Origin of the sequence: Loktanella sp. Alg231-35 (assembly GCF_900143545.1) — a bacterium.
Taxonomy (GTDB): domain Bacteria; phylum Pseudomonadota; class Alphaproteobacteria; order Rhodobacterales; family Rhodobacteraceae; genus Yoonia.
On sequence record NZ_FREV01000001.1, the window covers coordinates 312,438 to 338,196 of the forward strand.

Annotated in this window: 26 protein-coding genes; 17 read left to right on the forward strand and 9 right to left on the reverse strand. The window is 57.2% G+C overall.

Going from position 1 to position 25,759, the window contains the following annotated elements; translation table 11 throughout:
* The first annotated feature begins 11 nt into the window (after positions 1-11).
* From DHN10_RS01465 to DHN10_RS01500, 8 genes are all read left to right on the forward strand, one after another.
* Entirely contained in the window at positions 12-1,439 is a 1,428-nt protein-coding gene (locus tag DHN10_RS01465; protein WP_108813477.1) for an NAD(P)-dependent oxidoreductase, read from the forward strand.
* A gap of 91 nt (positions 1,440-1,530) precedes the next feature.
* Positions 1,531-2,199, forward strand: a complete 669-nt coding sequence (locus DHN10_RS01470) for a hypothetical protein (RefSeq protein ID WP_234416946.1) — start codon at positions 1,531-1,533, stop codon at positions 2,197-2,199.
* Positions 2,196-2,867: a hypothetical protein gene (locus DHN10_RS01475; RefSeq protein WP_108813479.1), complete on the forward strand. Its 672-nt coding sequence runs from the start codon at positions 2,196-2,198 to the stop codon at positions 2,865-2,867. Before DHN10_RS01470 ends, DHN10_RS01475 begins: the two co-directional genes overlap by 4 nt.
* Positions 2,868-2,925: 58 nt before the next feature.
* Entirely contained in the window at positions 2,926-7,458 is a 4,533-nt protein-coding gene (gltB, locus tag DHN10_RS01480) for a glutamate synthase large subunit (RefSeq protein WP_108813480.1), read from the forward strand.
* 83 nt (positions 7,459-7,541) lie between these two features.
* Positions 7,542-8,306 carry a monofunctional biosynthetic peptidoglycan transglycosylase gene (gene mtgA, locus DHN10_RS01485; protein WP_108813481.1) on the forward strand — a complete coding sequence of 255 codons (765 nt, stop codon included), beginning with the start codon at positions 7,542-7,544 and terminating at the stop codon, positions 8,304-8,306.
* 62 nt (positions 8,307-8,368) lie between these two features.
* Positions 8,369-9,034, forward strand: coding sequence for an FtsZ-binding protein FzlA (fzlA, locus tag DHN10_RS01490; protein WP_108813482.1), 666 nt, complete (start codon positions 8,369-8,371; stop codon positions 9,032-9,034).
* Positions 9,035-9,076: 42 nt separating this feature from the next.
* A complete protein-coding gene (gene queG / locus DHN10_RS01495; RefSeq protein WP_108813483.1) occupies positions 9,077-10,120 on the forward strand; it encodes a tRNA epoxyqueuosine(34) reductase QueG in 1,044 nt (347 codons plus the stop codon).
* 2 nt (positions 10,121-10,122) lie between these two features.
* Positions 10,123-11,274, forward strand: coding sequence for a PQQ-dependent sugar dehydrogenase (locus DHN10_RS01500; RefSeq protein ID WP_108813484.1), 1,152 nt, complete (start codon positions 10,123-10,125; stop codon positions 11,272-11,274).
* A 9-nt stretch (positions 11,275-11,283) separates the two neighbouring features.
* On the opposite strand, the gene DHN10_RS01505 is transcribed toward DHN10_RS01500, so the two are convergent.
* Positions 11,284-12,312: a fatty acid desaturase gene (locus DHN10_RS01505; RefSeq protein ID WP_234416948.1), complete on the reverse strand. Its 1,029-nt coding sequence runs from the start codon at positions 12,310-12,312 to the stop codon at positions 11,284-11,286.
* Positions 12,313-12,427: 115 nt separating this feature from the next.
* Here DHN10_RS01505 and DHN10_RS01510 point away from each other — a divergent pair, with 115 nt between their 5' ends.
* Complete coding sequence (locus tag DHN10_RS01510) at positions 12,428-13,348, forward strand: DMT family transporter (protein WP_108813485.1); 921 nt, start codon at positions 12,428-12,430, stop codon at positions 13,346-13,348.
* On the opposite strand, the gene DHN10_RS01515 is transcribed toward DHN10_RS01510, so the two are convergent.
* Both DHN10_RS01515 and DHN10_RS01520 read right to left on the reverse strand, forming a co-directional pair.
* The gene (locus tag DHN10_RS01515; protein WP_159086889.1) at positions 13,345-13,896 is read right to left on the reverse strand and encodes a hypothetical protein; all 552 of its coding nucleotides are present in this window, start codon (positions 13,894-13,896) and stop codon (positions 13,345-13,347) included. The two genes, DHN10_RS01510 and DHN10_RS01515, sit on opposite strands and share 4 nt — an antisense overlap.
* Before the next feature lie 301 nt (positions 13,897-14,197).
* Complete coding sequence (locus tag DHN10_RS01520; protein WP_108813487.1) at positions 14,198-15,067, reverse strand: branched-chain amino acid aminotransferase; 870 nt, start codon at positions 15,065-15,067, stop codon at positions 14,198-14,200.
* Positions 15,068-15,212: 145 nt separating this feature from the next.
* Between DHN10_RS01520 and DHN10_RS01525 the strand changes: the two genes are divergently transcribed.
* A complete protein-coding gene (locus DHN10_RS01525; RefSeq protein ID WP_108813488.1) occupies positions 15,213-15,719 on the forward strand; it encodes a MarR family winged helix-turn-helix transcriptional regulator in 507 nt (168 codons plus the stop codon).
* Positions 15,716-16,417, forward strand: coding sequence for a response regulator (locus tag DHN10_RS01530; protein WP_108813489.1), 702 nt, complete (start codon positions 15,716-15,718; stop codon positions 16,415-16,417). Before DHN10_RS01525 ends, DHN10_RS01530 begins: the two co-directional genes overlap by 4 nt.
* Positions 16,418-16,508: 91 nt before the next feature.
* Here the strand turns inward: DHN10_RS01530 and DHN10_RS01535 are convergent, their stop codons facing one another.
* On the reverse strand, positions 16,509-17,222 hold the full coding sequence (locus DHN10_RS01535) for a penicillin-insensitive murein endopeptidase (RefSeq protein WP_234416949.1): 714 nt from the start codon (positions 17,220-17,222) through the stop codon (positions 16,509-16,511).
* A gap of 138 nt (positions 17,223-17,360) precedes the next feature.
* Here DHN10_RS01535 and DHN10_RS01540 point away from each other — a divergent pair, with 138 nt between their 5' ends.
* From DHN10_RS01540 to dxs, 4 genes are read left to right on the forward strand one after another with little or no spacing between them, the layout of a single operon-like run.
* Positions 17,361-18,284: a histone deacetylase family protein gene (locus DHN10_RS01540; RefSeq protein WP_108813491.1), complete on the forward strand. Its 924-nt coding sequence runs from the start codon at positions 17,361-17,363 to the stop codon at positions 18,282-18,284.
* The gene (locus tag DHN10_RS01545; protein WP_108813492.1) at positions 18,281-18,514 is read left to right on the forward strand and encodes an exodeoxyribonuclease VII small subunit; all 234 of its coding nucleotides are present in this window, start codon (positions 18,281-18,283) and stop codon (positions 18,512-18,514) included. The genes DHN10_RS01540 and DHN10_RS01545 overlap by 4 nt, the downstream gene beginning before the upstream one ends.
* Positions 18,507-19,415, forward strand: a complete 909-nt coding sequence (locus tag DHN10_RS01550; RefSeq protein WP_108813493.1) for a polyprenyl synthetase family protein — start codon at positions 18,507-18,509, stop codon at positions 19,413-19,415. The genes DHN10_RS01545 and DHN10_RS01550 overlap by 8 nt, the downstream gene beginning before the upstream one ends.
* 11 nt (positions 19,416-19,426) lie before the next feature.
* Positions 19,427-21,340, forward strand: coding sequence for a 1-deoxy-D-xylulose-5-phosphate synthase (dxs, locus tag DHN10_RS01555; protein ID WP_108813494.1), 1,914 nt, complete (start codon positions 19,427-19,429; stop codon positions 21,338-21,340).
* A 97-nt stretch (positions 21,341-21,437) separates the two neighbouring features.
* Here the strand turns inward: dxs and rnhA are convergent, their stop codons facing one another.
* The 5 genes from rnhA to DHN10_RS01580 form a co-directional block, all read right to left on the reverse strand.
* Positions 21,438-21,896, reverse strand: coding sequence for a ribonuclease HI (gene rnhA, locus DHN10_RS01560; RefSeq protein ID WP_108813495.1), 459 nt, complete (start codon positions 21,894-21,896; stop codon positions 21,438-21,440).
* A gap of 2 nt (positions 21,897-21,898) precedes the next feature.
* Positions 21,899-22,492, reverse strand: coding sequence for a class I SAM-dependent DNA methyltransferase (locus tag DHN10_RS01565; protein WP_108813496.1), 594 nt, complete (start codon positions 22,490-22,492; stop codon positions 21,899-21,901).
* Positions 22,492-22,941: a DUF3429 domain-containing protein gene (locus DHN10_RS01570; RefSeq protein ID WP_108813497.1), complete on the reverse strand. Its 450-nt coding sequence runs from the start codon at positions 22,939-22,941 to the stop codon at positions 22,492-22,494. Before DHN10_RS01570 ends, DHN10_RS01565 begins: the two co-directional genes overlap by 1 nt.
* A 3-nt stretch (positions 22,942-22,944) precedes the next feature.
* The gene (gene ispH, locus DHN10_RS01575; RefSeq protein WP_108813498.1) at positions 22,945-23,895 is read right to left on the reverse strand and encodes a 4-hydroxy-3-methylbut-2-enyl diphosphate reductase; all 951 of its coding nucleotides are present in this window, start codon (positions 23,893-23,895) and stop codon (positions 22,945-22,947) included.
* Between the two features lie 108 nt (positions 23,896-24,003).
* Positions 24,004-24,579 carry a LabA-like NYN domain-containing protein gene (locus DHN10_RS01580; RefSeq protein ID WP_108813499.1) on the reverse strand — a complete coding sequence of 192 codons (576 nt, stop codon included), beginning with the start codon at positions 24,577-24,579 and terminating at the stop codon, positions 24,004-24,006.
* 101 nt (positions 24,580-24,680) lie between these two features.
* Between DHN10_RS01580 and folK the strand changes: the two genes are divergently transcribed.
* Both folK and rpoZ read left to right on the forward strand, forming a co-directional pair.
* The gene (gene folK, locus DHN10_RS01585) at positions 24,681-25,256 is read left to right on the forward strand and encodes a 2-amino-4-hydroxy-6-hydroxymethyldihydropteridine diphosphokinase (protein WP_108813500.1); all 576 of its coding nucleotides are present in this window, start codon (positions 24,681-24,683) and stop codon (positions 25,254-25,256) included.
* Positions 25,257-25,377: 121 nt separating this feature from the next.
* Positions 25,378-25,731, forward strand: coding sequence for a DNA-directed RNA polymerase subunit omega (gene rpoZ, locus DHN10_RS01590; RefSeq protein ID WP_108813501.1), 354 nt, complete (start codon positions 25,378-25,380; stop codon positions 25,729-25,731).
* Positions 25,732-25,759: the final 28 nt, after the last annotated feature.

Consider the following 25,759-nt stretch of genomic DNA (forward strand, 5'->3'; position numbering starts at 1 on the left):
GGAGAAGAACCATGGCTGGCCAGAAAATGCTGAAGTTCACGAAGGTGGAACGCGACATGCCGGAAAAGCGTGCGCCAAATCTACGCAATCAGGATTTCGGCGAGATCTACGCAGAGTACGCCAGCGAGAAGGCCGCCGAGCAAGCCAGCCGGTGCAGCCAGTGTGGTGTGCCCTATTGCCAGACCCATTGCCCGTTGCACAACAACATCCCTGATTGGTTGCGTTTGACTGCCGAAGGTCGTCTGCAAGAGGCCTATGAGATCAGCCAGGCCACGAATACGTTCCCCGAAATCTGCGGCCGCATTTGCCCGCAGGACCGCCTGTGTGAAGGCAACTGCGTGATCGAACAATCCGGCCACGGCACCGTCACCATTGGCTCGGTTGAGAAATACATCACTGACACGGCCTTTGAAGAAGGCTGGGTGAAGCCCATCCGCCCGCATGCGGAGCGCGGCGAAAGCGTGGGCATCATTGGCGCAGGCCCCGGTGGTCTGGCTGCTGCGGATATGTTGCGCCGCCAAGGTGTGCAGGTGACGGTTTATGACCGCTATGATCGTGGGGGCGGTTTGCTGACCTACGGCATCCCCGGTTTCAAGCTGGAGAAGGATATCGTCATGCAGCGCATGACGCAGCTGGAAGACGGCGGCGTCCAGTTTGTGATGAACTGCAACGTGGGCGAGGACCTGTCGTTTGATGCCATTCGCGGCAAACATGACGCAGTACTGATTGCAACAGGTGTCTATAAAACAAGAGACCTGCCCGATTCCGGTGCCGAAGGCATCGTCAATGCCATCGACTATCTGACGGCTAGCAACCGCAAGAGCTTTGGCGACGAAGTGCCAGAGTTTGAAAGCGGAGAATTGAATGCCGATGGCAAGCGCATTGTTGTCATTGGCGGCGGCGATACAGCGATGGACTGTGTCCGCACCGCCGTGCGGCAGGGCGCTGAAAGCGTCAAATGCCTCTACCGCCGTGACAAGGCCAATATGCCGGGTTCACAGCGCGAAGTGCAGAACGCCGAAGAAGAAGGCGTAGAATTTGTCTGGCTCTCTGCCCCCGACGGGTTTGAAGGTGATGCTGTGACAGGCGTGAAGGTACAAAAGATGCGCCTTGGCGCCCCCGATGCCACGGGTCGTCAGGCACCAGAACTGATCGAAGGTGCTGATTACGTCGAAGGCGCTGATCTGGTGATCAAGGCGCTGGGCTTTGAACCCGAAGACCTGCCCGCGCTTTGGGGTGTTGAAGGTCTTGAGGTCACGCGTTGGGGCACGGTAAAGGCCGACTTTGGCACCGGTCAGACCACCCTTGAAGGTGTCTTTGCCGCGGGTGATATCGTGCGCGGTGCATCGCTTGTTGTCTGGGCGATCCGTGATGGGCGTGACTGTGCGACGGCAATTCTGGAATACTTGGGGCAAGCGGCCACGGTGGCCGCTGAATAAGGCGGCTGTGGGGGCACAGACGATGTACTCACACCCGCCAGACGCACCACTAGATTAGGTCACACTCACTGACCCGGAAGGTAGATAAATGATGAAGCTCGCAGCCCTCCTGACAGCCCTGACATTGGCAACCCCTGTGGTGGCCCAGCAAAGTTTTGCCGCACCCGAAGGCTGTGAGGCCAAGCTGACAGTGCAGCACAAATCCTGTGTTTTGATCAACGTCTGGACATGCGAGGCCGACAACCCTGGCGATCAGTGGATTGCCTTGATCAGCCAGCAGGGTGTGTTCAGCGTGCAGCGCGTTGATTCCGAATTCCAATGGCTCGAAAACTACAAAGTCACCGGCAACGAACAGTTGATTACCCCTGCCGACGACCCAGCATCCTTAACTGAACTTTTCGAGAACCAGGTCGACACCTGGGACTTTACGATTGAGACCGAAGGCGGCACTGAACGTAATGTCGGCTTTGATACCCTCACCGGAGAGACCACCGTTATCGACGGTGAAGAACTGCTGAACACCGAATATGCGGGCCGGACCGTTGATCAGGATGGTGTCGAGTTGGACGTCGGCAGTGGCCGTCAGTTTGTCAGCGAAAAACACCGTTTGTTTTTCTTTGGTGAGGCTTGGCAGGACGAAACGCCAGATCAGATCATTGATATGTCCCCGGTAGAGTTCATCTATCCAGACGAGCCGGGTTTTTTCAGCGACCAGCCGAAGTATGAATGCAACGAAATCGACGCGAGCTATCAGCCATGAGGTTTGCCGCCCTTTTCTTGTGTCTTGCAGCACCGGCCGTTGCTCAGGACGGCCCTGCGCAGTTCAGCCTGCCAGCGGGGTGCGATGCCTATCTGACGGTCCAGACTGAAAGCTGTGAAGTCAGTCACTACTTTACCTGTGCGACTGATCCCGCCGACAACCAACACCGCGTGTCACTGGACGAACAGGGCATGACCTATCTGGGCATGATCGACCGCGAAACACAGTGGATCGAGAGTTATCACGCGATTAGCGGCCATAGCGAAGCGCTGGAAGCCGATCCCGCCGAACGCGCCTCACTTTCTGAGTTGATCGAGACCGGGGTCGATGATTTTGACTTTCGGACCTTGTCGGATGAGATCGGAGCGACACGTTTCGTAGGTCAGGACACGTTGACCGGTCGTCAGATCACCATTGATGGCGTCACACTGGACGAGACGACATACGACATCGCCGCCTATGATGAGGCTGGCAACGTCGTTTGGGAGGCCGAGGGCAATGAGTTCATCAGCCGAAACTGGCGTATCTTCCTGTCAGGCAGCGGCACGGTGACGACCGCAGACGGCAGCTATGACCGCACCAATCGCCCGGTCGAGTTTATTTACCCCGGTGAGCCGGGTTTCCTGAGCAGCCACCCCAAACACGGTTGCGGTGTCTCTATATCTTAAGAATTGAATGCAAGCCCATCTGCAACGCGGATGGCCCCGCCCACGAAAGGAATACGCCATGACAACCTATGATCAATCTTGGGTCGCCGCCGAAGAAGCCAAGCGTCAGTGGATGGCCGAAAACGGCCTTTACAAGGACGATGATGAACATGCCTCTTGTGGCGTGGGCCTTGTGGTTTCGATTGACGGCAGCGCCTCGCGTGGTGTGGTTGAAAAAGGCATTGATGCGCTCAAGGCGGTCTGGCACCGCGGCGCCGTTGATGCCGATGGCAAGACCGGCGATGGCGCGGGTATTCACGTCCAGATCCCGGTGCCCTTCTTTCAGGATCAAATCCGCCGCACCGGCCACGTGCCCAAAGATGATGAGATGATCGCGGTTGGTCAGGTCTTTCTTCCCCGCACGGATTTTGGCGCGCAAGAGCATTGCCGCACGATTGTGGAAACCGAAGTGCTGCGCATGGGTCACTACATCTATGGCTGGCGCCACGTCCCTGTGAACACCGAGGTGCTGGGCGACAAAGCCAACGCAACCCGCCCCGAGATCGAGCAAATCCTGATCCGCTGTGAAAAGGACATGGATGAAGAAAAGTTCGAGCGTGAGCTTTACATCATTCGCCGCCGGATCGAAAAGGCTGCGACCGCTGCGGGCATCCCTAGCGTCTATATCTGTTCGATGTCCTGCCGTTCGATCATCTACAAAGGCATGATGCTGGCCGAGCAGGTCGCGGAATTTTACCCCGACCTGATGGACGTCCGGTTTGAAAGCGCCTTTGCGATCTATCATCAGCGCTATTCCACCAACACCTTCCCGCAGTGGTCGCTGGCCCAGCCCTTCCGCATGTTGGCCCATAACGGTGAAATCAACACGTTGAAGGGTAATGTGAACTGGATGCGAAGCCATGAAATTCGCATGGCGTCGAATGCCTTTGGTGAAAAGGCCGAGGATATCAAACCGATTATCCCGTCGGGTGCGTCGGATAGCTCCGCGCTAGATTCCGTGTTTGAGGTTCTGGTTCGCGCTGGTCGCAATGCCCCCATGGCCAAAACAATGATGGTGCCAGAAGCGTGGTCGCAACAGGCCGTTGAAATGCCCCCTGCGTGGCAGGATATGTACGGTTATTGCAATGCCGTGATGGAGCCTTGGGATGGCCCCGCCGCCTTGGCGATGACCGATGGGCGCTGGGTTTGTGGCGGTTTGGACCGCAACGGTCTGCGTCCTCTGCGCTATGTCGTAACGGGTGACGGTCTTTTGGTGGCCGGGTCCGAAGTGGGCATGGTGCCTGTGGATGAAGCCACCGTCGTTGAAAAGGGCGCCCTTGGTCCCGGCCAGATGATTGCCGTTGACATGCAAGAAGGCCGGCTATTCCACGATGAAGAGCTGAAAAACGAACTCGCCGCCGCACAGCCCTTTAGCGAATGGGTTGAAAGGGTCACTGATCTGAGCAGCCTAATGCGTGACGCCGCTGAGACCGCGATCTATGAAGGTGATGAGCTGCGCAAGCGGCAGGTTGCGGCTGGGTATAGCATCGAAGAGCTAGAACAGGTGTTGGCCCCAATGGCCGAAGACGGCAAGGAAATGATTGCGTCGATGGGCGACGATACGCCCTCGGCGGTGCTATCCAAGACCTATCGCCCACTGTCGCATTTCTTCCGGCAGAACTTTTCTCAGGTGACGAACCCGCCGATTGACAGCCTGCGCGAAAGCCGGGTGATGTCGCTCAAGACACGGTTCGGCAACCTCAAGAACGTGCTGGATGAAGATAGCTCGCAGACTGAGATCCTGATGCTCGACAGTCCCTTTGTGGGCAATGCCGCGTTTGATCAGATGGTCCGGCAGTTTGGCGAAAGCGTGGCCGAGATTGATTGTACCTTTGCGCCCGGCGCAGGTGCGTTGATGGCCGGTCTGGCCCGTATCCGCGAAGAGGCAGAGGACGCTGTTCGCTCTGGCGCGGGTCATATCGTGCTGACGGATCAGCAACAGGGTGGCACGCGCATTGCGATGCCTATGATCCTTGCCACATCGGCTGTGCATTCAGGGCTGACCAAGAAAGGCCTGCGCACCTTCTGTTCGATCAATGTCCGCTCTGCCGAGTGTATTGATCCGCACTATTTTGCTGTGCTGATCGGTTGTGGTGCAACCACAGTGAACGCTTATCTGGCGCAGGATTCCATTGCGGATCGTGTGCGCCGCGGTCTGATCGATGGGTCCTTGACCGATGCGATGCGCCGCTACCGCGCGGCTGTTGATGCGGGTCTTCTCAAGATCATGTCCAAGATGGGGATTTCGGTCCTGTCATCCTATCGCGGTGGCTTGAACTTTGAGGCTGTTGGTCTGTCCCGTGCGATGGTTGCCGAATACTTCCCCGGCATGCATTCGCGTATCTCCGGTATTGGCACCAGCGGTATCCAGACCAAGCTAGAGGAAGTGCATGCCAAGGGTTGGAACGGTGGCACAGATGTGTTGCCCATCGGGGGTTTCTACAAGGCCCGCCGGTCGGGCGAAAAACACGCCTGGGAAGCGCAGACCATGCATATGTTGCAGGCCGCTTGCAACAACGCGAGCTATTCGCTGTGGCAGCAGTACTCCAAGTCGATGCAATCGAACCCGCCGATCCATCTGCGTGACCTGCTGGCGATCAAGCCGCTGGGTACGCCTGTGCCGATTGAAGAAGTCGAAAGCATTACGGCTATTCGCAAACGTTTCGTGACACCCGGCATGTCGCTTGGGGCGCTCAGCCCTGAGGCCCACAAGACGCTAAACGTCGCGATGAACCGCATTGGCGCAAAGTCCGACAGTGGCGAGGGTGGTGAAGATCCCGCACACTTCAATCCAGAGCCTAACGGCGACAACCCGTCTGCGAAGATCAAGCAGGTTGCCTCTGGCCGGTTCGGCGTCACCGCTGAATATCTGAACGCTTGTGAAGAGCTTGAGATCAAAGTCGCCCAAGGTGCCAAGCCCGGAGAGGGTGGGCAATTGCCGGGGATGAAGGTCACCGACCTGATCGCGCGGCTGCGCCACTCGACCAAAGGTGTGACCCTGATTTCGCCACCGCCACACCACGATATCTACTCGATCGAGGATTTGGCGCAGCTGATCTATGACCTTAAGCAGATCAACCCGCGCTGCAAAGTGACGGTCAAGCTGGTGTCTTCGTCCGGTGTCGGCACGATTGCCGCAGGTGTGGCCAAAGCCAAGGCCGATGTGATCCTGATTTCAGGTCATAACGGCGGTACAGGTGCGTCGCCAGGCACGTCTATTAAATACGCAGGTCTGCCATGGGAAATGGGTCTGACCGAGGCGCATCAGGTGCTCGCGATGAACAACCTGCGTGAACGCATCACGCTGCGCACCGATGGTGGCCTGCGCACCGGGCGTGACATTGTCATGGCTGCGATGATGGGGGCCGAGGAATACGGCATCGGTACCGCCGCTTTGATTGCGATGGGCTGTATCATGGTGCGGCAGTGCCAGTCGAACACCTGCCCCGTCGGTGTGTGTACGCAGGACGAAGCACTGCGTGATAAGTTCACTGGCAATGCCGACAAAGTTGTGAACCTGATCACTTTCTATGCAACCGAGGTGCGTGAAATCCTCGCGTCGATTGGTGCGCGTAGCTTGGACGATGTGATCGGTCGCGCCGATCTGCTGACCCAAGTGTCGCGTGGCTCTGCCCATCTGGATGATCTGGACCTCAACCCGCTGCTGATCACCGTCGATGGCGCGCATAAGATCACCTATGACCGCAACAAGCCGCGCAATGTGGTGGATGACACGCTGGATGCGCAGATCGTGAAGGATGCCGCGCGCTTCCTAAACGATGGTGAGAAGATGCAACTGGATTATGCGGTGCAGAACACGCTGCGGACCATCGGTACGCGCACGTCGAGCCACATTGTGCAGCAATTCGGGATGCGGAATGCGTTGCAGCCTGACCACCTGACGGTGAAACTGCGCGGCTCTGCTGGGCAGTCTCTGGGGGCGTTTGCCGCTCCGGGATTGAAGCTAGAAGTGTCGGGTGATGCGAACGACTATGTCGGGAAGGGCCTATCGGGCGGCACGATTGTCGTTCGTCCGCCGATGGTCAGCCCGTTGGTGGCGTCCGAGAACACGATTATCGGCAACACGGTGCTTTATGGTGCGACTGATGGGTATCTCTTTGCCGCCGGTCGCGCGGGCGAGCGATTTGCCGTGCGTAACTCTGGTGCCAGCGTGGTGATCGAGGGCTGCGGTACCAACGGTTGCGAATACATGACCGGTGGTGTGGCGGTGATCCTTGGATCAATCGGGGCCAACTTTGGGGCCGGAATGACCGGCGGCATGGCCTATCTTTATGACCCCAACGGCAACGCTGCTGACCTAATCAACATGGAAACATTGGTGACAAATCCGGTGACGGTGGACCATTGGCGTGACCAGTTGAAAGGCCTGATCGAACGGCACGCAGCAGAGACGGGCAGCCGCAAGGCCGCTGACATCTTGCAGCATTGGGAAATGGAAAGAGGCCATTTCATGCAGGTTTGTCCGAAAGAGATGCTGGTGCATTTACTGCATCCGCTGAGCGTTGAAGAAACCGCCATCCCTGCGGAATAAATGACACGCCCTTGCACTGAAAATGGTGCAAGGGCGGCGCATCTTCTTGACCCTCGCGCCCTGCCCATGGCTTAAGTCATGTGATGGCAGAGGCGACAAAACCCAAACAGCGCACGGCGAAAAGGCCGGCACCCAAGAAGAAACCTGCGAAGAAAAACCAAAAACTGGGCCCCATTGCACGGGCACGGCGGTTTGTGCGGCGGATGGTCTTCTGGGGTATCGTGTCCGTATGCAGCTTTGCCCTGCTATGGACGCTGCTCTATTCTTTCATCAACCCGCCAACGACGCCCTACATGCGTGCAGAGGCCCATCGTTTGGTCAGCATCAAACAGGATTGGACAGCACTAGAGGATGTCGCTCCGGTGATGGCCCGCTCTGTTGTGGCTGCTGAAGATGCCAATTTCTGCCTGCATTGGGGCCTTGATGTGAATGCCATTCAGGCGGCTGTGGAACGTGGGCGCGGTGGGGCCTCTACGATCTCGCAGCAGGTCGTCAAGAATGTGTTTCTCTGGCACGGGCGTAGTTGGGCGCGCAAGGCGATAGAGGCGCTCTGGACACCCCTGACAGAGGCTGTTTGGTCCAAGCGTCGGATCGTTGAGATTTATTTGAATGTGGCCGAGTTTGACGAAGGCGTCTTTGGCGTGCAGGCCGCAGCGCGGCACTATTTTGGCGTCGATGCCAGTGATCTTTCCGCGACGCAGGCCGCCCGTCTAGCAGCGATCCTGCCGTCGCCCAAGAACCGCTCTGCCAGTAATCCCAGCACCTTTACCCGCAATCGTGCGGCGCAAATCCGCAGCGGAGCCGCGACAATCGCGGCAGATGGGCGCGCGGATTGCTTTGAAGGCTGACGCCCCATTGATCCGCCCGGCCGCATGCGGCATTGATGGGCAACCCCAGAAAAGAGCGTCCGATGAACACCCTGTACCATTATCCGTTATCCCCGTTTTGTCGCAAAGTCCGCCTGTGCCTGGCCGAAAAGAAGATAGAGGTCGGTCTGGTTGAGGAACGCTACTGGGAGCAGGATCCGGATTTTCTGCGCCGTAACCCCGCCGGCAAGGTTCCGGTTCTCAAGATGGGCAGCCGGACAATGTCGGACAGTGCCGCGATTTGCGAGTATCTGGATGAAACACATCCGACGCCGCCATTGCTTCCATCAGGTGCCGAAGGCCGCTATGAAGCGCGCCGTCTGGTCGGGTGGTTTGACGACAAGTTCTATCATGAGGTCACGACCAAATTGACCGGCGAGCGGGTCTATCGCAAGGTCATGGGCACTGGGTATCCAGACAGCACCAATGTCAAAGCCGGTGCCAGGGCGATCAAGTATCATCTTGATTACATGGCGCGCCTGCTGGACGAGCGCCGCTGGCTGGCAGGCAATGATATGACGATGGCTGATTTTGCCGCTGCTGCGCAGTTATCCTGTCTGGATTATACCAGTGACGTGGATTGGAACCGACATGAGGTGCTTAAGGATTGGTATGCCAAGATCAAATCCCGCCCTGCGTTCCGGTCAATCTTGGCTGATGAGGTGCCCGGTTTTACGCCCGCTGCGCATTATGCTGATCTGGATTTTTAAGGGGCTCTGCCCCCGTCGCTATGCGCCTCCCCTGAGGTATTTATGAACAAAAGAAGCCTCAAAGAGCGACTGACAACGTTTGCACATGAGGCGGGTTTCGCGTCTTTGGGTGTCTGCCGCCCGGATGCTCTGCCGGAGTTGCCAGAGCGTTTGCAAACCTTCGTCGATGCAGGCTTACACGGTCAGATGGCATGGATGGCAGAGCGGATGCACTGGCGTGCCGATCCTGCAGCGCTATGGCCTGAAGCAAGGTCAGTGATCATGTTGGCAGAACCCTATACGCCGGAGCATGATCCTTTGGCGGTCTTAGAGACGCCGGACCGCGCTGCGATCAGCGTTTATGCCCAGAACCGTGATTATCACGACGTGGTCAAAAAGCGGTTGAAGCGCGTGGGCCGGTGGTTGATCGAACAGGCTCCGGGGGCCGAGATCAAGGTTTTTGTCGATACGGCCCCCGTGATGGAGAAACCTTTGGCGCAGGCTGCCGGTTTGGGATGGCAGGGCAAGCATACGAATTTGCTAAGCCGTGATCTGGGGAATTGGTTTTTTCTTGGGGCGATTTTTACAACAGTGGAGTTTGAACCTGATAGGGCGGAGGTTAGTCACTGCGGGTCGTGTACCGCGTGTTTGGATATCTGCCCGACAGCCGCATTTCCTGCGCCCTATCAGTTGGACGCCCGACGTTGCATTTCATATCTGACGATTGAGCATAAAGGGCCGGTGGACGCCGAACTGCGCCCCCTGATGGGCAATCGCATCTATGGCTGCGATGATTGTCTGGCGATTTGTCCATGGAACAAGTTCGCCCATGAGGGCCGCGATACCAAACTCTCGGCGCGGGATGATTTGATTGCCCCCCCTTTGGCCGAACTGGCTGTATTGGATGATGCGGCGTTTCGCGTGTTATTCTCGGGTTCTCCGGTCAAGCGGATTGGCCGTGATCGGTTTGTTCGCAATGTTGCTTATGCGATTGGCAATTCGCATGATCCCGCCCTGCTCCCCGCCGTTTCACCTTTGGTTGATGATCCCGATCCGGCGGTGGCCGATGCCGCGCGCTGGGCTATCTTGCAGCTTAAGGAGGACTGACCATGATCCGAGTTCTTGCTTTGATGATGTTACCTGCGAGCGCTATGGCACAAGTGGCCCAAGGCCCCGCCAACGCTGATTTTCAACCCGCGTTTGAGAACCAGACCCGCGCGCCTGCACTACCCGAGACCCGTGTTGAGGTCACGATTTTTGCGCAGGGTCTGGATAGCCCATGGGGCATTGCGCCACTGGGTTCTGGTCAATTTCTGGTCACGGAACGCAGCGGGACGCTGCGCCTGATCAACAAAGATGGCAGTATCAGCGCCCCGTTGACCGGTCTGCCAGAGGTTGCTGCAGAGGGTCAGGGCGGGTTGTTGGATGTCGCAGTCTCGCCGGATTTCGCCAATGATCGCACGATTTTCTGGACCTATGCCAAAGCTGTACGCCCCGGTTTTGTGACTGCCGCCGCACGTGCAACGCTGGAGCGTGACGGCAGTTTGCGCAATGCCATGGATATCTTTGTGCAGGATTGGCCTATTCGCAATGGGCGTCATTTTGGTAGCCGCATCATTCCGATGGCGGATGGCACGGTCTGGATTACTACCGGTGATCGTGGTGCAGGTGATCGCGGCACTTTGGTGCAGGATGTCACTACGACCCATGGCAAGGTGATCCGGCTAAATGCGGATGGGTCCGTGCCGCGCGACAATCCCTTTGTCGGCAGCAGTGGCAACACTCAGATCTGGTCCTTGGGTCATCGCAACATGCAAGGTGCCGCGATCGGGCCGGATGGCGCACTGTGGACCATCGAACACGGGCCGCGTGGTGGGGATGAATTGAACCGACCAGAGGCGGGCCTGAATTATGGCTGGCCGGTGGTTAGTTATGGCATTGACTATAGCGGCGCGGATGTTGGCGGGGGTAAATCCAGCAGCGCGGAATACGAAGAGCCGGTTTATTATTGGGACCCCGTCATCGCACCCGGTGGGATGATGTTTTATGATGGTCCTTACCGTGACTGGCAGGGTGATCTACTGATCGGATCGCTGAACCCCGGCGCGCTGGTCCGGCTCAAGCTAGAAGGCGGACGCGTTGTAGGTGAAGAACGCCTGCTCACGGATGCCGGGCGCATCCGCGACGTTGAAGTGCTAGACGACGGATCGGTTTTGGTGCTGCGTGATGCCGGTGACGTGCTGCGGGTGACACCGCGCTAGGATAAGGACTTATGCGCGCGCCAGCCTGCGTGCTGCTGCGAAAGACACAAGGCGGCGCGATTTTTCGTCCCAAAGATCAAGGCTCGCGCATTTGAGGCTTTGCGCGATGGTCATGCGGCTCACCTCAACCAGTTCATTGTGGTCGCGTAACACCTCGGTCAGCCGATAGAATGGGATGCGGCTGTAAAGATGATGCACGTGGTGGATACCAATGTTGGCGGTGAACCAGCGCAGGATCGGCGGCAGATCGTAATGAGAGCTGCCGTGCAGCGCTGCTTCGTGCAATTGCCAGTCTTCGGCCTGATCCCAATGCGTCGTTTCAAACTGGTGCTGGACGTAAAACAGCCAGACGCCGATGGAGGCCGCGATCAGCGTCGTGGGCAGGAACACCAGAAACAGTGCCTGAAAGCCGCCAAAGTAAACAATGGTACCAAGGATCGTGAGGATGGCTGCATTCGTGCCCATCGCGCTGATCCAGTATTTCTTGCCCTGATCCATCAGGCCAAGTGGCAGACGGTTTTGCAGGAAGAACAGATAGGTCGGCCCTAGACCAAACATCACCAGCGGGTGCCGGTACGCCCGGTACAGCAGGCGCCCAAAGGCGGTGCGCTGGTGGTATTCTTCGACTGTGAGCGTCATCACATCGCCGATGCCGCGCTGATCAAGGTCGCCTGCGTGGCTGTGGTGGATGGAATGGCTGCGCCGCCAGACATCGTAAGGCGTCAGGGTCACGACGCCGAGGGCGCGCCCAATCCAATCACTGACGTTGCGGTTGTTGAAGAACGATCCATGCCCACAATCATGCTGGATACAAAAGAGCCGCAGTAGGAAAAGACCATTGGCCGCCGAAATCACAAAGGCCGCAATATAGCTATATTGCGCGACCCAACAGGCCAACACCCAGAGCACCACGAAGGGGATCAGGCTGATCGCCAGTTCGAAGCTGCTGCGTAGGCTGCTTGGGTTGCGGTATTTGGCGAGGATCAAAACCCAGTCACGCGGGGTCATGTTCTGGGTGGTCTGCTCGTGCTTTGTCATATGTCACTTCTTAAGTGGTGTTGATTGCGGATAACCTAACGGGACCATTAAGCAAGCGAAAATGGCTTCAATGTGGTGTGCCTGCGTCCTAATGTAGCCCTCAAAGGGGACCGTTATGCAGCCACTTCGGGGCATCGTTTTCAAGATTATGTCGGTTTGCATGTTCATGGGGATGGCCAGCCTCGTTAAGGCGGCCTCTGCTGACGTGCCGCCGGGGCAGGCGGTTTTCTTTCGCTCGTTCTTTGCGTTTCCGATTATTCTGGGCTGGTTGGCGATCCGTCATGAGTTGCGCGATGGCTGGAAGACCAGCAATCCGATGGGCCATTTCTGGCGCGGGCTGGTAGGCACGTCAGCCATGGGGTTGGGCTTTACCGGTCTGGGCCTATTGCCGCTGCCCGAGGTCACGGCGATTGGTTATGCCGCGCCGTTGCTAGTTGTGATTTTTGCGGCGATGTTTCTGAGCGAAAATGTCCGCGCATTTCGTCTTTCGGCTGTTGGCTTGGGCATGATCGGGGTTTTGATCGTGCTGTCGCCGCGCTTGTCTGTGGGGGCATCGCTGAATGTATCCGAAACATTGGGCGCGATTGTTGTGCTGATGGGGGCGGTCATGGCCGCCTTGGCGCAGGTCTTCGTACGTAAGTTGGTTGCCACGGAAAGCACGGCGGCGATTGTGTTTTGGTTCACTATCACCTCGTCTTTCCTTGCACTGTTCACACTACCTTGGGGGTGGGTCGTGCCGGGTTGGCAGGTGGCATTGATGCTGATCATGGCAGGCTTGTTAGGTGGGGTCGGGCAGATATTGCTGACCTCCAGCTATCGCTATGCCGACGCGTCATTGGTGGCCCCGTTTGATTACACCTCGATGATTTTGGCGCTGGCGATCGGATACTTCATCTTTGAAGAGGTGCCCACAGGAACCATGCTAATCGGCGCAGGCATCGTGATCTTTGCGGGTGTTCTGATCATATGGCGCGAACGGATGCTGGGCCTGCAACGGGCGCAGCAACGCAAGGCGACGGGCAATATCGGCAGTTAAGCGCTGCGGGCGACGATACGCAGCAGGGATTTGACCTGTGCCGCTGTCCGCTTAAGGCCAGGTGGTTCGTTACGCACGCGCAGACCCATCTCCGCATAAAGCGGCCAGAGATGTGCTGCGTGATCCGGTGACAGATAGGATGGCAGGCGCAGGTTCACACCGCCTTTGGGATCCACAAAACGGCGTGGGATCTGAAATGGCATCGTGCCAGCGGGATATTCGCGCACCAGACGATCAACCTTGGCTATGGCCACCAAAGGCGCGTCGATGGCTTCGACCCTGAACCGCTGCGTGCGGTAAGAGCCTGTTTCCCAATTCAAAAGGACCTGTGCGAAGATATCGTTCACACCCGGACGTGGTGGAAGCTGTGTCGGCTCTTCTAGGAAACTGGCCGGATCGCTGCGATAAAAGGCGTGAAACGCAACCGAGAAATCGCATTCGATCTGTGCCAGCATCCAATGAACCAGCCCGTTATGTTCCGGCCCGTTGGTGCGGCGGATCGTATCCAGCCAGAGCTCTTGAGGAGAGGACTTGAGCAAGCGTCGCAACTGCTGATCAGCCTCGGACAACGCTGGCTTACAGTGGGTTAAGGTGAACTGATTTCTGTGGGGAGCGTGCATAAAAAACACCAAACTTGTTACAAGGAACAAGACATCGCAACAATTAGACAAAGTTGGAGCGAAAAGGTGTCATTTTTGCGGCGCTGTACGCTTTGGTGACGCAATGCACCACATCATCTATGATTGTCTCGCGTATTGGATGCTACTTTGCCGGAAGATATCAGCTTAAAGATGTATTGCAAGGCGAGGATGCGGATGCATCCCCCCTCAACATATCCTGTTTTGCGCTCTAGGCCCGCACGAGCTTTTCGTAATCCGCAGAAATTTCGCGGGTAATCGCCCCGACTTCGAAGTTGTAGTCGCCGATCTGGCCCACGGGGGTCACCTCTGCCGCTGTCCCGGTTAGCCAGCATTGTTCGAACCCTTCGAGTTCGTCAGGCATGATGACCCGTTCGTTCACCCTGATCCCTTTGTCGCGCAGCATGCCGATTACCGTCTGGCGTGTGATCCCATTCAGGAATGCGTCTGCAGCCGGAGTATGCACCTCGCCATCCTTGACAAAAAAGATGTTGGCGCCTGTCGCCTCGGCCACATAGCCGCGATAGTCGAACATCATCGCGTCGGAACATCCTTTGGCCTCGGCGGCGTGCTTGGACATGGTGGCGATCATGTAAAGACCTGCCGCCTTGGCCTGTGATGGGGCCGTTTCAGGGCTGGGCCGCTTCCATTTCGCGATATCGAGCTTGGCACCCTTCATCTTGGCATCACCATAGTAGTTGCCCCATTCCCAAACGGCGACGGCCATATGGACGGGGTTGCGCGCAGAGGCGACACCCATGTCTTCGCCAGCCCCGCGCCAGGCAACAGCGCGCACATAGGCGTCGGTCAGGCCATTGGCATCAAGCGCGGCTTGCTTGGCGGCCTCAATTTCGTCGACAGTGTAGGGCAGGTCAAAGTCGATCAGCTTGCCCGACTTGATCAGCCGTTCAGAGTGTTCGCGGGATTTGAAGATCTTGCCAGCATAGCACCGCTCACCCTCAAACACGGAAGAGGCATAGTGCATGGCGTGGGTCAGAATGTGGACTTTGGCGTCGCGCCAATCGACCAACTGGCCGCCCATCCAGATTTTACCGTCTCTATCGTCATATGCGCCAGCCATTGCAGTCTCCGTGATTTTGCAATTGTTACGTATGTAGGTCCGTTTCGGACATAATATTACGCAATTTCTGTGTTTCGCTAGCAGTTGATTCTTGGAATGTCAACAAAGCTGACGTATTGTCGGGGAAAGCCAAGGGAGGCTGCAAATGAGTGACGGGTTGCCACCGCAGATGGGGCAGAGCCTGCTGTTCCTGACCGATGAACAGCTGCGCAAAGGGATCGAGGCGATGTTTTTCGCCTATCGCGGCTTTACGGCTGACCCTGACCGTATCCTCGCCGAACAATCTTATGGCCGTGCCCATCACCGGGCGATCCACTTTATCCACCGCAATCCAGGCACTACTGTCAACAACCTATTGTCCATTCTTGGCGTGACAAAACAATCGCTCAATCGTGTGTTGCGCACATTGATCGAAGACGGTTTGGTGTCCAGCACAGTGGGGCAGCGCGACAAGCGCGAGCGTCATTTGCATTTGACAACCGATGGGTCGGCATTGGAACGTGCCCTATCAGATGCCCAACGCGACCGGATGCGCGCCGCCTATCGCGCCGCTGGCCCAGAGGCTGTTGTCGGGTTTCGGCAAGTACTTGAGGCGATGATGGATGAAGACAGCCGCCACCATTATGAGGCGATGAAGGACAGACCAGAATGAGTACAGACGACGCACACCTGCTGATTGTTGATGATGACGAGCGTATTCGCGGGTTGTTGCAGAAGTTTCTGATGCGCTCTGGGTTTTTGGTCAGCGGGGCGCGGGATGCTGCCCATGCCCGGCGTATCCTGTCCGGGCTTGAATTTGACCTGATCGTGCTGGATGTGATGATGCCGGGTGAAGACGGGATTTCGCTTTGCCGTGATTTGCGCCAGACCATCACAACCCCGATTCTGTTGTTGACCGCCAAGGGCGACACCGGCGACCGGATTACCGGGCTTGAGGCGGGGGCGGATGATTATCTGGCCAAGCCCTTTGAGCCGAAGGAACTGCTGCTGCGCATCAACGCTATCCTGCGTCGTGTCCCCGCTGCCGAACCCGCCGTTGTTATGCCCAAGGTGCTGAACCTTGGTCCGGTCCGCTATGACATTGAGCGTGGAGAGATGTGGCAAGGTGACAAACTGGTCCGATTGACTGCGACCGAAAGCCAGTTGATGCGCATTTTCTCGGGCTGCCCCGGAGAGGCGGTCACCCGCACCCGGTTGGTTGAAGAGCTCAGCCGCTCTGGCGGGCAAACCCAGGAACGTGCGGTGGATGTGCAAATTACCCGGTTGCGTCGCAAGATTGAGGTTGATCCCAAGCAGCCGCGCTATCTGCAGACTGTTCGGGGCGCGGGTTACATGCTTGCGCCTGAGTGATCAGAAGGGCCGTGCTGCGCACGGATTCCATTTTATTGGTTTGCCTCCGGCGGAGATATTTTTGAACAAAAGAAGGTCATAGGTTTGACCTTCATCTGAGTTGCAGGTGGATGTGATCATCGTGACGGGCGGCCCTGCACCCTTGGAAGCGGACTTTGGGGTGTGCGATATTGAGGCTTTGTGCCAAATGGGGCTCCACGAAAATGCGACCTACCCGTGGATCATTGGTAAGGGTTTGCAAAACAGCACGGTTGCGTTGCTGGTCTAGGGCATAGTTCAGCCACATCGGTTGCAGCGCTGCAAGATCCCATCTGAGTGTTGGCCAAATTGCAGGGCAGTCGCTAGGCCCTTGCTCAAACGCGAAATAACCGATGGGTGAGCGTGTAGCGCCGGCCAGGTAGCCCGCTTCATCCCTATAGTAGAATGCAAGATCCGCCTTTTCGCCATCGTCATGCGACAGGTGTGGCAGCAACGGGAAGTTATCGAAGAATGGGAAATTGGAGTCCAGCACGAGCGTTGTCGTGCCTGGATAGCGTTCGTCCATTGTGATGGCCGTCTGTTTCAAAACATCTGCAAGTTGGGGCGTGACGTAGTTCCGGTTCAGGGCACAATACATCCAGCTTTGTACCTGGAGTGGGCCACTGGCGGAGCAACTGAGTGCGGTTCTGCCAAAGCTGGGTGCAATCCAGATGCTTGCCACTGTCATGGCGCTGTAGATGAGTAGGAATGGAAGCAGTCGCTGGTGGAATAACTGCGCTACAAGCCAAGCCAGGCCGCCGATCTGTGTGAGCATGGTCAACAGCAACGCAATTATGGAATGCAGTAGAATACGAGACATATTGGTAGACTAACAGGGGGTTGGATATCGACAAGCCGGAAGCGGCGTTCATCGGCTTCCACAAAGACGGTTGTGCTTTTCACCCGAATTTCGTCTTTTAGGGGCATGACAACTGCATTGATCACCCACAAAGATTGTTATGACCATGTCACCCCGCCGGGCCATCCTGAACAGGTGGCGCGGCTGGATGCCGTGCTAGGTGCGTTGGAGGGCATGGACTTGATGCGGGTCAATGCGCCGCTCGCCGCCGAAGATGATCTGCTGCGCGCCCATCCAAAGGCCCATGTCGATGCCATTCGTGCCGCCGCACCAGAAGAAGGTTGGCGATCACTGGATGCTGACACCCATATGTCTGTGGGCAGTTTGCAAGCGGCCTATCGTGCCGCCGGTGGTGTCGTGCGCGCCGTCGATATGGTTATGGGTGGTGAGGCAAGCAATGCCTTTGCCGCGATGCGCCCGCCCGGCCACCATGCCGAGCGCGAGACAGCCATGGGGTTTTGTTTTTTCGGGAATGTGGTCATTGGAGCCAAGCATGCGTTGGAGCATCATGGGTTAGACCGCGTCGCTATCGTTGATTTTGATGTCCATCACGGCAATGGCACGCAGGATCTGGTTGAGGACGATCCGCGCATTCTGTTTTGTTCAACCCACCAATCCCCGCTATACCCCGGCACCGGTGCCGCCCATGAGGTTGGTGTTGATAACGTCCTGAATGTGCCGTTGCCCGGTGGTACCGGTTCAAAACCTTTCCGTCAGGTCATGGAGAATCGCGTTCTACCGAGGGTTGACGCCTTTGCACCGCAACTTCTGCTTATTTCCGCCGGATTTGATGCACATATGAATGATCCATTGGCAGGTATGAACCTGACAACGGAAGATTTTGAATGGGTCACTGCGCGTCTGTGTGATCTGGCCGACCGCCATTGTGCGGGTCGGGTGGTATCGACGCTTGAAGGTGGCTATGACTTAGACGCATTGGGTGCTTGTGCTGCTGCCCATGTCAAAGTTCTGGAAGGACGTGGTCGATGAGTGATGTGAAAGACCTGAGTTTTGAAGAGGCGATCAAGGAGCTGGAGACAGTTGTTGGTCAGTTGGAGCGCGGAGACGTCGCACTCGACGACAGTATTGCACTTTATGAGCGTGGTGCCGCACTCAAGGCCCGGTGCGAAACCAAGCTGAAAGAAGCCGAAGAAAAGGTCGCCAAGATCACACTTGGCGAAGGCGGAACACCGCAAGGGACGGCGCAGCTTGATGACTGATAACCCAGCAAAAATCCGCATCTCGGCGCTAGAACGTCAATCCTTGAACGACGCAATGGCCCATGCCGCCAAAGTTTCTCAGGCCCGTATCGGCTTTGCGCTAAGTGGTCTGTCGGGCGATCTGCCCGATGCGATGCTTTATGCTGTCACAGGTGGCAAAGCGCTGCGAGCCTTTCTAGCGCTGGAAACAGCGCGTCTGCATGGCATCAATCCGGTGTCGGCTGTCGGTGCGGCGGCGGCGATTGAATGTATCCACGCCTATTCGTTAGTTCATGATGACCTACCTTGCATGGATGATGATGAATTGCGCCGTGGTCAGCCCACCGTTCACAAGCAGTGGGACGAAGCCACTGCTGTCCTTGCGGGTGATGGGTTGCAGGCCCTTGCGTTTGAACTGTTGGTGCAGGCCGAATGCGCCCCGCGTGCTAAGCTGAACCTGTTGATGTCCTTGTCACACGCCGCTGGTGTGCGCGGCATGGTGGGCGGGCAGTCCGCTGATATCGCGGCAGAGACCGCACAACTACCGCTTGATCTGGAGGACATCACCGCTTTGCAAGCCAGCAAGACCGGCGCGCTGATTTCATGGGCGGCCCTTGTTGGCCCACGCATGGCCGAGGCCGAGCGAGAGCCGTTGTCGCTTTATGGTGAAGCGCTGGGGCTTGCTTTCCAGATTGCAGACGATCTGCTGGATCATTTCGGTGACCCGACCATCGTGGGCAAGGCTGTGGGCAAGGATGCAGCTGCTGGTAAGGCCACATTCGTATCCCTTCTGGGCCCAGATGGGGCAAAAAGCCGCGCAAATGAACTGGTGGAACAGGCCTGCGATGCGCTATCTCCTTATGGTGACGACGCTGAGACGTTGAAAGAAGCCGCGCGTTTTGTGATTGCGCGCAACCACTAAGGTCAAGAACCATGCCGAACCAGCCGCACACCCCGATCCTTGATCGTGTGAAGACCCCTGACGATATGAAGGGTCTGACCGATGCAGAGTTGCGTCAATTGGCCGATGATCTGCGCGCGGAGACGATTGCGGCGGTTTCTGTAACCGGTGGTCATCTTGGTGCTGGTCTGGGTGTTATTGAAATGACCGTGGCCCTGCATGCGGTTTTTGATGCCCCCAAGGACAAGATCATCTGGGATGTGTCCCACCAATGCTATCCGCACAAAATCCTGACTGGTCGCCGGGACCGTATCCGCACGTTGCGTACCGAAGGGGGCCTCAGCGGTTTCACCAAACGCTCTGAAAGCCCATATGATCCGTTTGGCGCGGCCCATTCCAGCACCTCGATCTCTGCCGCTCTTGGATTCGCCGTGGCGCGTGATCTGGGCGGTGAAGGGGGTGACGCTATTGCTGTGATCGGTGATGGCGCGATGTCAGCAGGCATGGCTTATGAGGCGATGAATAACGCGGGCCATTTGGGCAAGCGATTGATTGTCATCCTCAATGACAATGAGATGTCGATTGCGCCGCCGACCGGTGCGATGTCATCCTATCTATCCCGTCTTTATGCGGGTGAACCATTTCAGGAATTCAAAGCTGCGGCCAAAGGGGCAGTGTCCCTGTTGCCTGAACCCTTCCAAGAGGGGGCGAAGCGCGCCAAGGATATGCTCAAGCATATGACCGTGGGCGGGACCTTGTTTGAGGAGCTGGGGTTTTCATACCTTGGCCCCATTGATGGCCACGATATGGAGCAGCTTTTGTCCGTGCTGCGCACTGTAAAAGAGCGCGCCGATGGTCCGATCCTGATCCACATGATCACCAAAAAGGGCAAAGGCTACGCCCCCGCCGAAGGTGCCAGCGACAAAGGTCATGCGACGGCCAAGTTTGACGTGGTCACCGGAGAGCAGAAGAAAACGCCAAGCAATGCGCCCTCTTACACGTCCGTATTTGCAGAAAGCCTGTTGAAACATGCCGCTGATGATCCGCGTATCTGTGCGGTGACAGCTGCGATGCCTGATGGCACTGGTCTGTCAAAATTCATGGAACGCTATACCAGCCGTTGTTTTGACGTCGGCATCGCCGAACAGCATGCGGTGACTTTCAGTGCTGGTCTGGCTGCCGGGGGCATGCGTCCTTTCTGCGCGCTTTATTCGACATTCCTGCAGCGTGGTTATGATCAGGTTGTGCATGATGTGGCGATCCAGAACCTGCCGGTGCGCTTTGCTATTGATCGTGCCGGGCTGGTGGGTGCCGATGGGGCGACCCATGCGGGATCGTTTGATGTGGCCTATCTGGCCAATCTGCCCAGCTTTGTGGTGATGGCCGCCGCGGATGAGGCGGAACTGGTCCGTATGGTTGCCACCGCTGCCGCCCATGACGACGGGCCTATCGCGTTCCGCTTTCCACGTGGTGAAGGCGTGGGTGTTGAAATACCGGAGAACCCAGAGGTTCTGGAGATCGGCAAAGGCCGTATGATCCGTGAAGGCAAACAGGTGGCCATCTTGTCATTTGGCACACGCCTGCAAGAGGTCACAAAGGCCTGCGAGGCGTTAGAGGCCAAAGGAATCACCCCCACTGTTGCCGACGCCCGTTTTGCCAAACCGCTGGACCGCGCGCTGGTATTGAAACTGGCTGCGACCCATGAGGCACTGATCACGGTGGAAGAAGGGGCCGTGGGTGGCTTTGGTTCGCATGTAGCCCAGCTTTTGGCGGACGAAGGCGTGTTCGATCACGGGCTGAAATTCCGCTCGATGGTGCTGCCTGATGTCTTCATCAATCAGGCCAGCCCAAAGGCGATGTATGATGTTGCGGGTATGAATGCCGAGCATATCGAAGCCAAGGTGCTGGACGTGATGGGTGTAGCGTCGCTGGGAATGCGCGCTTAACTCTCTAAATTTTTGCCGAGCAGCATTGCCCGTCACATTTTTCCCAAAAGAGCATCTATGACTAGGGGGCTGTATTGTGATGGCTTGCCACGAGGATCTAATGGGTCCTGACGCTAGGCTTGAATGGCGCCATCCCGGCGCGCGCCAACTCATCCGCCTTTTCGTTTTCTGGGTGTCCGGCGTGCCCTTTGACCCACTCCCATGTGATGTCATGGCGGGCTGTGGCGGCATCAAGGCGCTGCCAAAGGTCAATATTCTTGACCTTACCTTTTTTCCAAGCGGTTTTTCTCCAGCTGTGTATCCATTTGGTGATACCGTCTTTGACATAAGAACTGTCCGTCACCAGCGTCAGATTTGTCGCGCGATCCAATGTCTCTAACGCAGTAATGGCGGCCATCAATTCCATTCGGTTGTTGGTCGTTTCGGCCTCGCCACCTGACAACTCACGCGTTTTGACCACGGTGTCGCCGTCGCGCGCCACCAACAACACACCCCAGCCGCCAGGGCCCGGGTTGCCCGAACAGGCACCGTCTGTGTAGGCAAATAACTTTGGCAAGTTCAGTTCTTCTTTCCGCGCATGATCACGTAGGGGTCAATGGTCCCGGCCAAGCCAGCTTCGCGCCCTTCCTTGACATAGATCACGTCAAAGCCTGCGTCGGTAAAGAGCGTCTTCAGCGCATCGACGGTCACATAGGTGTAAAGCCGGTTGATCGCGTCGCGGGCGATGCCGTCGCCTGTTTTCATGCCGACATGAAAGATGCCGTTCGGTTTTGCCGCGGTTGCAAGCGTCTGGAAATAGCGCGGCAGATCTTCAGGGGCTGCATGCAACAGGCTGAAGTTGGCCCAAATCCCATCATAGACGCCCTCCCCACTGATGTCGTCGAATGTTGCCAACCGTGCATCCAGATGGAACTTCTCCTTTGCGATGGCGATCATCCCGGATGAGGCATCCACGGGGTCGGGGCGCAATCCGGCATTCTGCATGTGCATTGAGGCGGTTCCCGGCCCGCAGCCCAGATCAAGGACATGTGCGCCAGCAGGCATCAACTCGATAAAGCTTTGCAATGTGCTGTCGGGCTGATCGCTGGCGACAAGATCGGCATATTCGCCCGCTTTGGCGTCGTAAGTTGCGATTGTTTTTGCGTCTGCCATCAGAACACCAGAGGCAAAAGAGAGACGATCACGATTGCTGTGAGCAATCCACGCAGGTGCATCCACCATGGCGGGGCAAGGCCCAGCCGCCAGAAATGCCAGTCCAACAACAGCAATCCCAGAAATCCGACGATCAGGTTCATGGCCGCGGTTGTTGGCCCGCGTCCGGTCATGAAGAACGCCCAGAGTGCGGGTATGACAGAGAGCGCATAGCCTGCGGTTGCCATTTGCCCTGTCGCCTTGGTGGCAAACCCCCACAGCACGCCAGACATGAACGATAGGATCACCGCTCCGTAGAACAACTGTACATAGGGTCCGATGAACCGCGCGCCCAAATTGGTTTGACCCCAAGATGACAGATCGACCGACAACACGGTCGCCGTCCCCCAAAGAAAGGGGATCAGACCGGCAAGGCCGAGGATCAAGGCGGAGCGGGGGATCGTATGCATGGGTTAAGCTGGCTCTCGCAGAACGCGCGGCACTTTGAATTCTACGTTTTCTTCCGCTGTCACGACCATTTCGACGGTGGTGTCGTAGCGTTCCGTGAATGCGTTGATCACTTCCTCGATCAGCACTTCTGGGGCCGATGCACCTGCGGTGATTCCCATTGATGTGATCCCTTCCAGCGCGCGCCAGTCGATATCTGTCGCCCGCTGCACCAGCTGCGCATAGTTGCAGCCAGCGCGCGCACCGACCTCGACCAGCCGTTTGGAGTTGGATGAATTGGGCGCGCCCACCACCAGCATGGCGTCGCATAGCGGGGCCATCGCCTTGACCGCTTCTTGGCGGTTGGTGGTGGCGTAGCAGATGTCTTCTTTGTGCGGGCCGACGATGGCCTGGAAGCGGGCGTAGAGGGCTTTGACGATGTCGGCAGTATCATCAACCGACAGCGTGGTTTGGGTGACAAAGGCGAGCTTTTCGGGGTCGCGCACGTTCACCCTTGCCACATCTTCAACTGTTTCAACCAGTAAGACCTCTCCCTGAGGCAGTTGGCCCATAGTGCCGACTGTCTCTGGGTGGCCTTCGTGGCCAATCATGATCATTTGCAGGCCGTTGTCGGCGTGGCGTTGCGCCTCGATATGGACCTTGCTGACCAAGGGGCAGGTGGCATCCACGTAGATCATCTCGCGCTTGGCCGCGGCGGCGGGCACGGATTTCGGCACGCCATGGGCGGAAAAGATCACCGGGCGGTCATCGGGGCATTCGTCAAGCTCTTCGACAAAGACGGCGCCCTTGTCGCGCAGGCTATCGACGACGAATTTGTTGTGAACGATCTCGTGGCGGACAAAGACCGGCGCGCCCCATTTATCAAGCGCCATCTCGACGATCTTGATCGCGCGATCAACACCAGCGCAGAACCCGCGTGGTGCGGCAAGATAAAGGGTCAACGGGGGTTTGGGCATCGCATTCTCCGGGGTTGCACCAGAGGTAAGGCTTTGACGCGGGCAGGTCCAGCACCAGATGCTGCGGCGAAGTGGGCGCGCCGGTTGCGCGCCCCGCTAGGCAAGGCATCACACGTCTTGTGTGATTTCCTGTTCGCGCGGTTCATCGCGCGGCTCGCGTGTGGGGCGGCCTACGACGTCGCGCAATTCATCCAACTCGATGAAGTTGTCAGCCTGGCGCCGCAGTTCATCCGCGATCATCGGTGGCTGACTGCGAATCGTCGACACCACAGAAACGCGCACGCCCTTGCGTTGCAGCGCTTCGACCAATGGCCGGAAATCGCCATCGCCGGAGAACAGCACAACGTGATCAACGTGAGGTGCTAGTTCCATGGCATCGACGGCAAGTTCGATGTCCATGTTCCCTTTCACCTTACGGCGGCCCATGCTGTCGGTGTATTCCTTGGCGGGCTTGGTCACCATGGTGAAGCCGTTGTAATTCAGCCAATCCACAAGTGGTCGGATTGGTGAATACTCATCATTTTCAAGAAGAGCAGTGTAATAGAACGCGCGCAGTAATTTGCCACGCCGCATAAACTCCTGGCGGAGTAATTTGTAGTCGATGTCAAACCCGAGCGATTTTGCCGCAGCATAGAGGTTTGATCCATCGATAAAGAGCGCCAAGCGCTCGTCCCGATAAAACATGGGTCGTCCTTCAAATGTAGCCTTGCTGTCCGTGAGTGTTTTCATCCATGCAAGATATGTAGACTATGTAAGCGAATTCATGACCGAGGCAAGTAACTACGATGCGTCAAATACGCCGATTAGTGCTGATTGCCCTAGGCAGCAACGAAAGCTCTGTCTGGGGTGACGCTACGGCAACTGTCCAAAAGGCCAGTGACGCTGTTTCCCGACTGTCGGACAAACCTGCAAAAATCAGCCATTTTTATCAAAATCCGGCGTTTCCTGCGGGGTCTGGCCCCGACTTTGTCAATGCCGCGATAGTGATCAAGACGTGTTCACCTCCACACAGCATCCTTGCGGATTTGCACAGTATCGAAGAGCAGGCAGGGCGCAAGCGTACAACCCGTTGGGGCCAGCGCACGCTCGATCTTGATCTGATTGGGGCCGGTGATCTGGTCTTTCCTGACGGCGATACGCATGCAGAGTGGCGCAGCCTTTCGTTGTTGCAACAGCAGCAGCAGACACCACAGGACCTGATCTTGCCGCATCCGCGCGTGCAGGATCGTGCGTTTGTTCTTGTTCCCTTGTTGGATGTGGCCCCTGATTGGCGCCATCCGGTACTCGGGCAATCGGTGCGCCAGATGTGCGCGGCTTTGCCCGAAGAGGCGCGCGCCGAGGTGGTTCGTCTGCCAGGTTGATCCGCGCTGCATCACCCTTAAAAAACAACAAGATTGCCGCTTCGTACCCCTTGTCAATCCTCAGCGAAGCCTCTAGGTAACCAGCTTGCAAAGTCCCTTTTGATTGACTGGAGTGCAGCCAATGGCCCGCGTCACCGTAGAAGATTGCGTCGATAAAGTTCCCAACCGGTTTGAGCTTGTGATGCTTGCGGCCCATCGTGCCCGTGAAGTATCGGCCGGTGCGGCAATCACTGTTGCCCGCGACAATGACAAAAACCCTGTCGTATCCCTGCGTGAAATCGCTGAGGAAACCCAGCAGGCCGATGATCTGCGTGAGCGCATGATCGAAGCGAACCAGACTCAGATCGAGGTTGATGAGCCGGAAGAAGACAGCATGTCTCTGCTCATGGGTGCCGAGACTGACAAACCTGCCGAAGACGATATGTCGGAAGAGAAACTGCTGCGTGCGCTGATGGATGCGCAAGGGCAGCGCTAAGGGTCACTGACCCTTCCAGATAGGGCGC

What these genes read in the sequence shown, in the direction of transcription:
- DHN10_RS01465 (WP_108813477.1), top strand. Translation starts at nt 12, where the DNA reads ATGGCTGGCCAGAAAATGCTGAAGTTCACGAAGGTGGAACGCGACATG.
- DHN10_RS01470 (WP_234416946.1), top strand. Translation starts at nt 1,531, where the DNA reads ATGAAGCTCGCAGCCCTCCTGACAGCCCTGACATTGGCAACCCCTGTG.
- DHN10_RS01475 (WP_108813479.1), top strand. Translation starts at nt 2,196, where the DNA reads ATGAGGTTTGCCGCCCTTTTCTTGTGTCTTGCAGCACCGGCCGTTGCT.
- gltB (WP_108813480.1), top strand. Translation starts at nt 2,926, where the DNA reads ATGACAACCTATGATCAATCTTGGGTCGCCGCCGAAGAAGCCAAGCGT.
- mtgA (WP_108813481.1), top strand. Translation starts at nt 7,542, where the DNA reads ATGGCAGAGGCGACAAAACCCAAACAGCGCACGGCGAAAAGGCCGGCA.
- fzlA (WP_108813482.1), top strand. Translation starts at nt 8,369, where the DNA reads ATGAACACCCTGTACCATTATCCGTTATCCCCGTTTTGTCGCAAAGTC.
- queG (WP_108813483.1), top strand. Translation starts at nt 9,077, where the DNA reads ATGAACAAAAGAAGCCTCAAAGAGCGACTGACAACGTTTGCACATGAG.
- DHN10_RS01500 (WP_108813484.1), top strand. Translation starts at nt 10,123, where the DNA reads ATGATCCGAGTTCTTGCTTTGATGATGTTACCTGCGAGCGCTATGGCA.
- DHN10_RS01505 (WP_234416948.1), bottom strand. Translation starts at nt 12,312, where the DNA reads ATGACAAAGCACGAGCAGACCACCCAGAACATGACCCCGCGTGACTGG.
- DHN10_RS01510 (WP_108813485.1), top strand. Translation starts at nt 12,428, where the DNA reads ATGCAGCCACTTCGGGGCATCGTTTTCAAGATTATGTCGGTTTGCATG.
- DHN10_RS01520 (WP_108813487.1), bottom strand. Translation starts at nt 15,067, where the DNA reads ATGGCTGGCGCATATGACGATAGAGACGGTAAAATCTGGATGGGCGGC.
- DHN10_RS01525 (WP_108813488.1), top strand. Translation starts at nt 15,213, where the DNA reads ATGAGTGACGGGTTGCCACCGCAGATGGGGCAGAGCCTGCTGTTCCTG.
- DHN10_RS01530 (WP_108813489.1), top strand. Translation starts at nt 15,716, where the DNA reads ATGAGTACAGACGACGCACACCTGCTGATTGTTGATGATGACGAGCGT.
- DHN10_RS01540 (WP_108813491.1), top strand. Translation starts at nt 17,361, where the DNA reads ATGACAACTGCATTGATCACCCACAAAGATTGTTATGACCATGTCACC.
- DHN10_RS01545 (WP_108813492.1), top strand. Translation starts at nt 18,281, where the DNA reads ATGAGTGATGTGAAAGACCTGAGTTTTGAAGAGGCGATCAAGGAGCTG.
- DHN10_RS01550 (WP_108813493.1), top strand. Translation starts at nt 18,507, where the DNA reads ATGACTGATAACCCAGCAAAAATCCGCATCTCGGCGCTAGAACGTCAA.
- dxs (WP_108813494.1), top strand. Translation starts at nt 19,427, where the DNA reads ATGCCGAACCAGCCGCACACCCCGATCCTTGATCGTGTGAAGACCCCT.
- DHN10_RS01565 (WP_108813496.1), bottom strand. Translation starts at nt 22,492, where the DNA reads ATGGCAGACGCAAAAACAATCGCAACTTACGACGCCAAAGCGGGCGAA.
- DHN10_RS01570 (WP_108813497.1), bottom strand. Translation starts at nt 22,941, where the DNA reads ATGCATACGATCCCCCGCTCCGCCTTGATCCTCGGCCTTGCCGGTCTG.
- ispH (WP_108813498.1), bottom strand. Translation starts at nt 23,895, where the DNA reads ATGCCCAAACCCCCGTTGACCCTTTATCTTGCCGCACCACGCGGGTTC.
- DHN10_RS01580 (WP_108813499.1), bottom strand. Translation starts at nt 24,579, where the DNA reads ATGTTTTATCGGGACGAGCGCTTGGCGCTCTTTATCGATGGATCAAAC.
- folK (WP_108813500.1), top strand. Translation starts at nt 24,681, where the DNA reads ATGCGTCAAATACGCCGATTAGTGCTGATTGCCCTAGGCAGCAACGAA.
- rpoZ (WP_108813501.1), top strand. Translation starts at nt 25,378, where the DNA reads ATGGCCCGCGTCACCGTAGAAGATTGCGTCGATAAAGTTCCCAACCGG.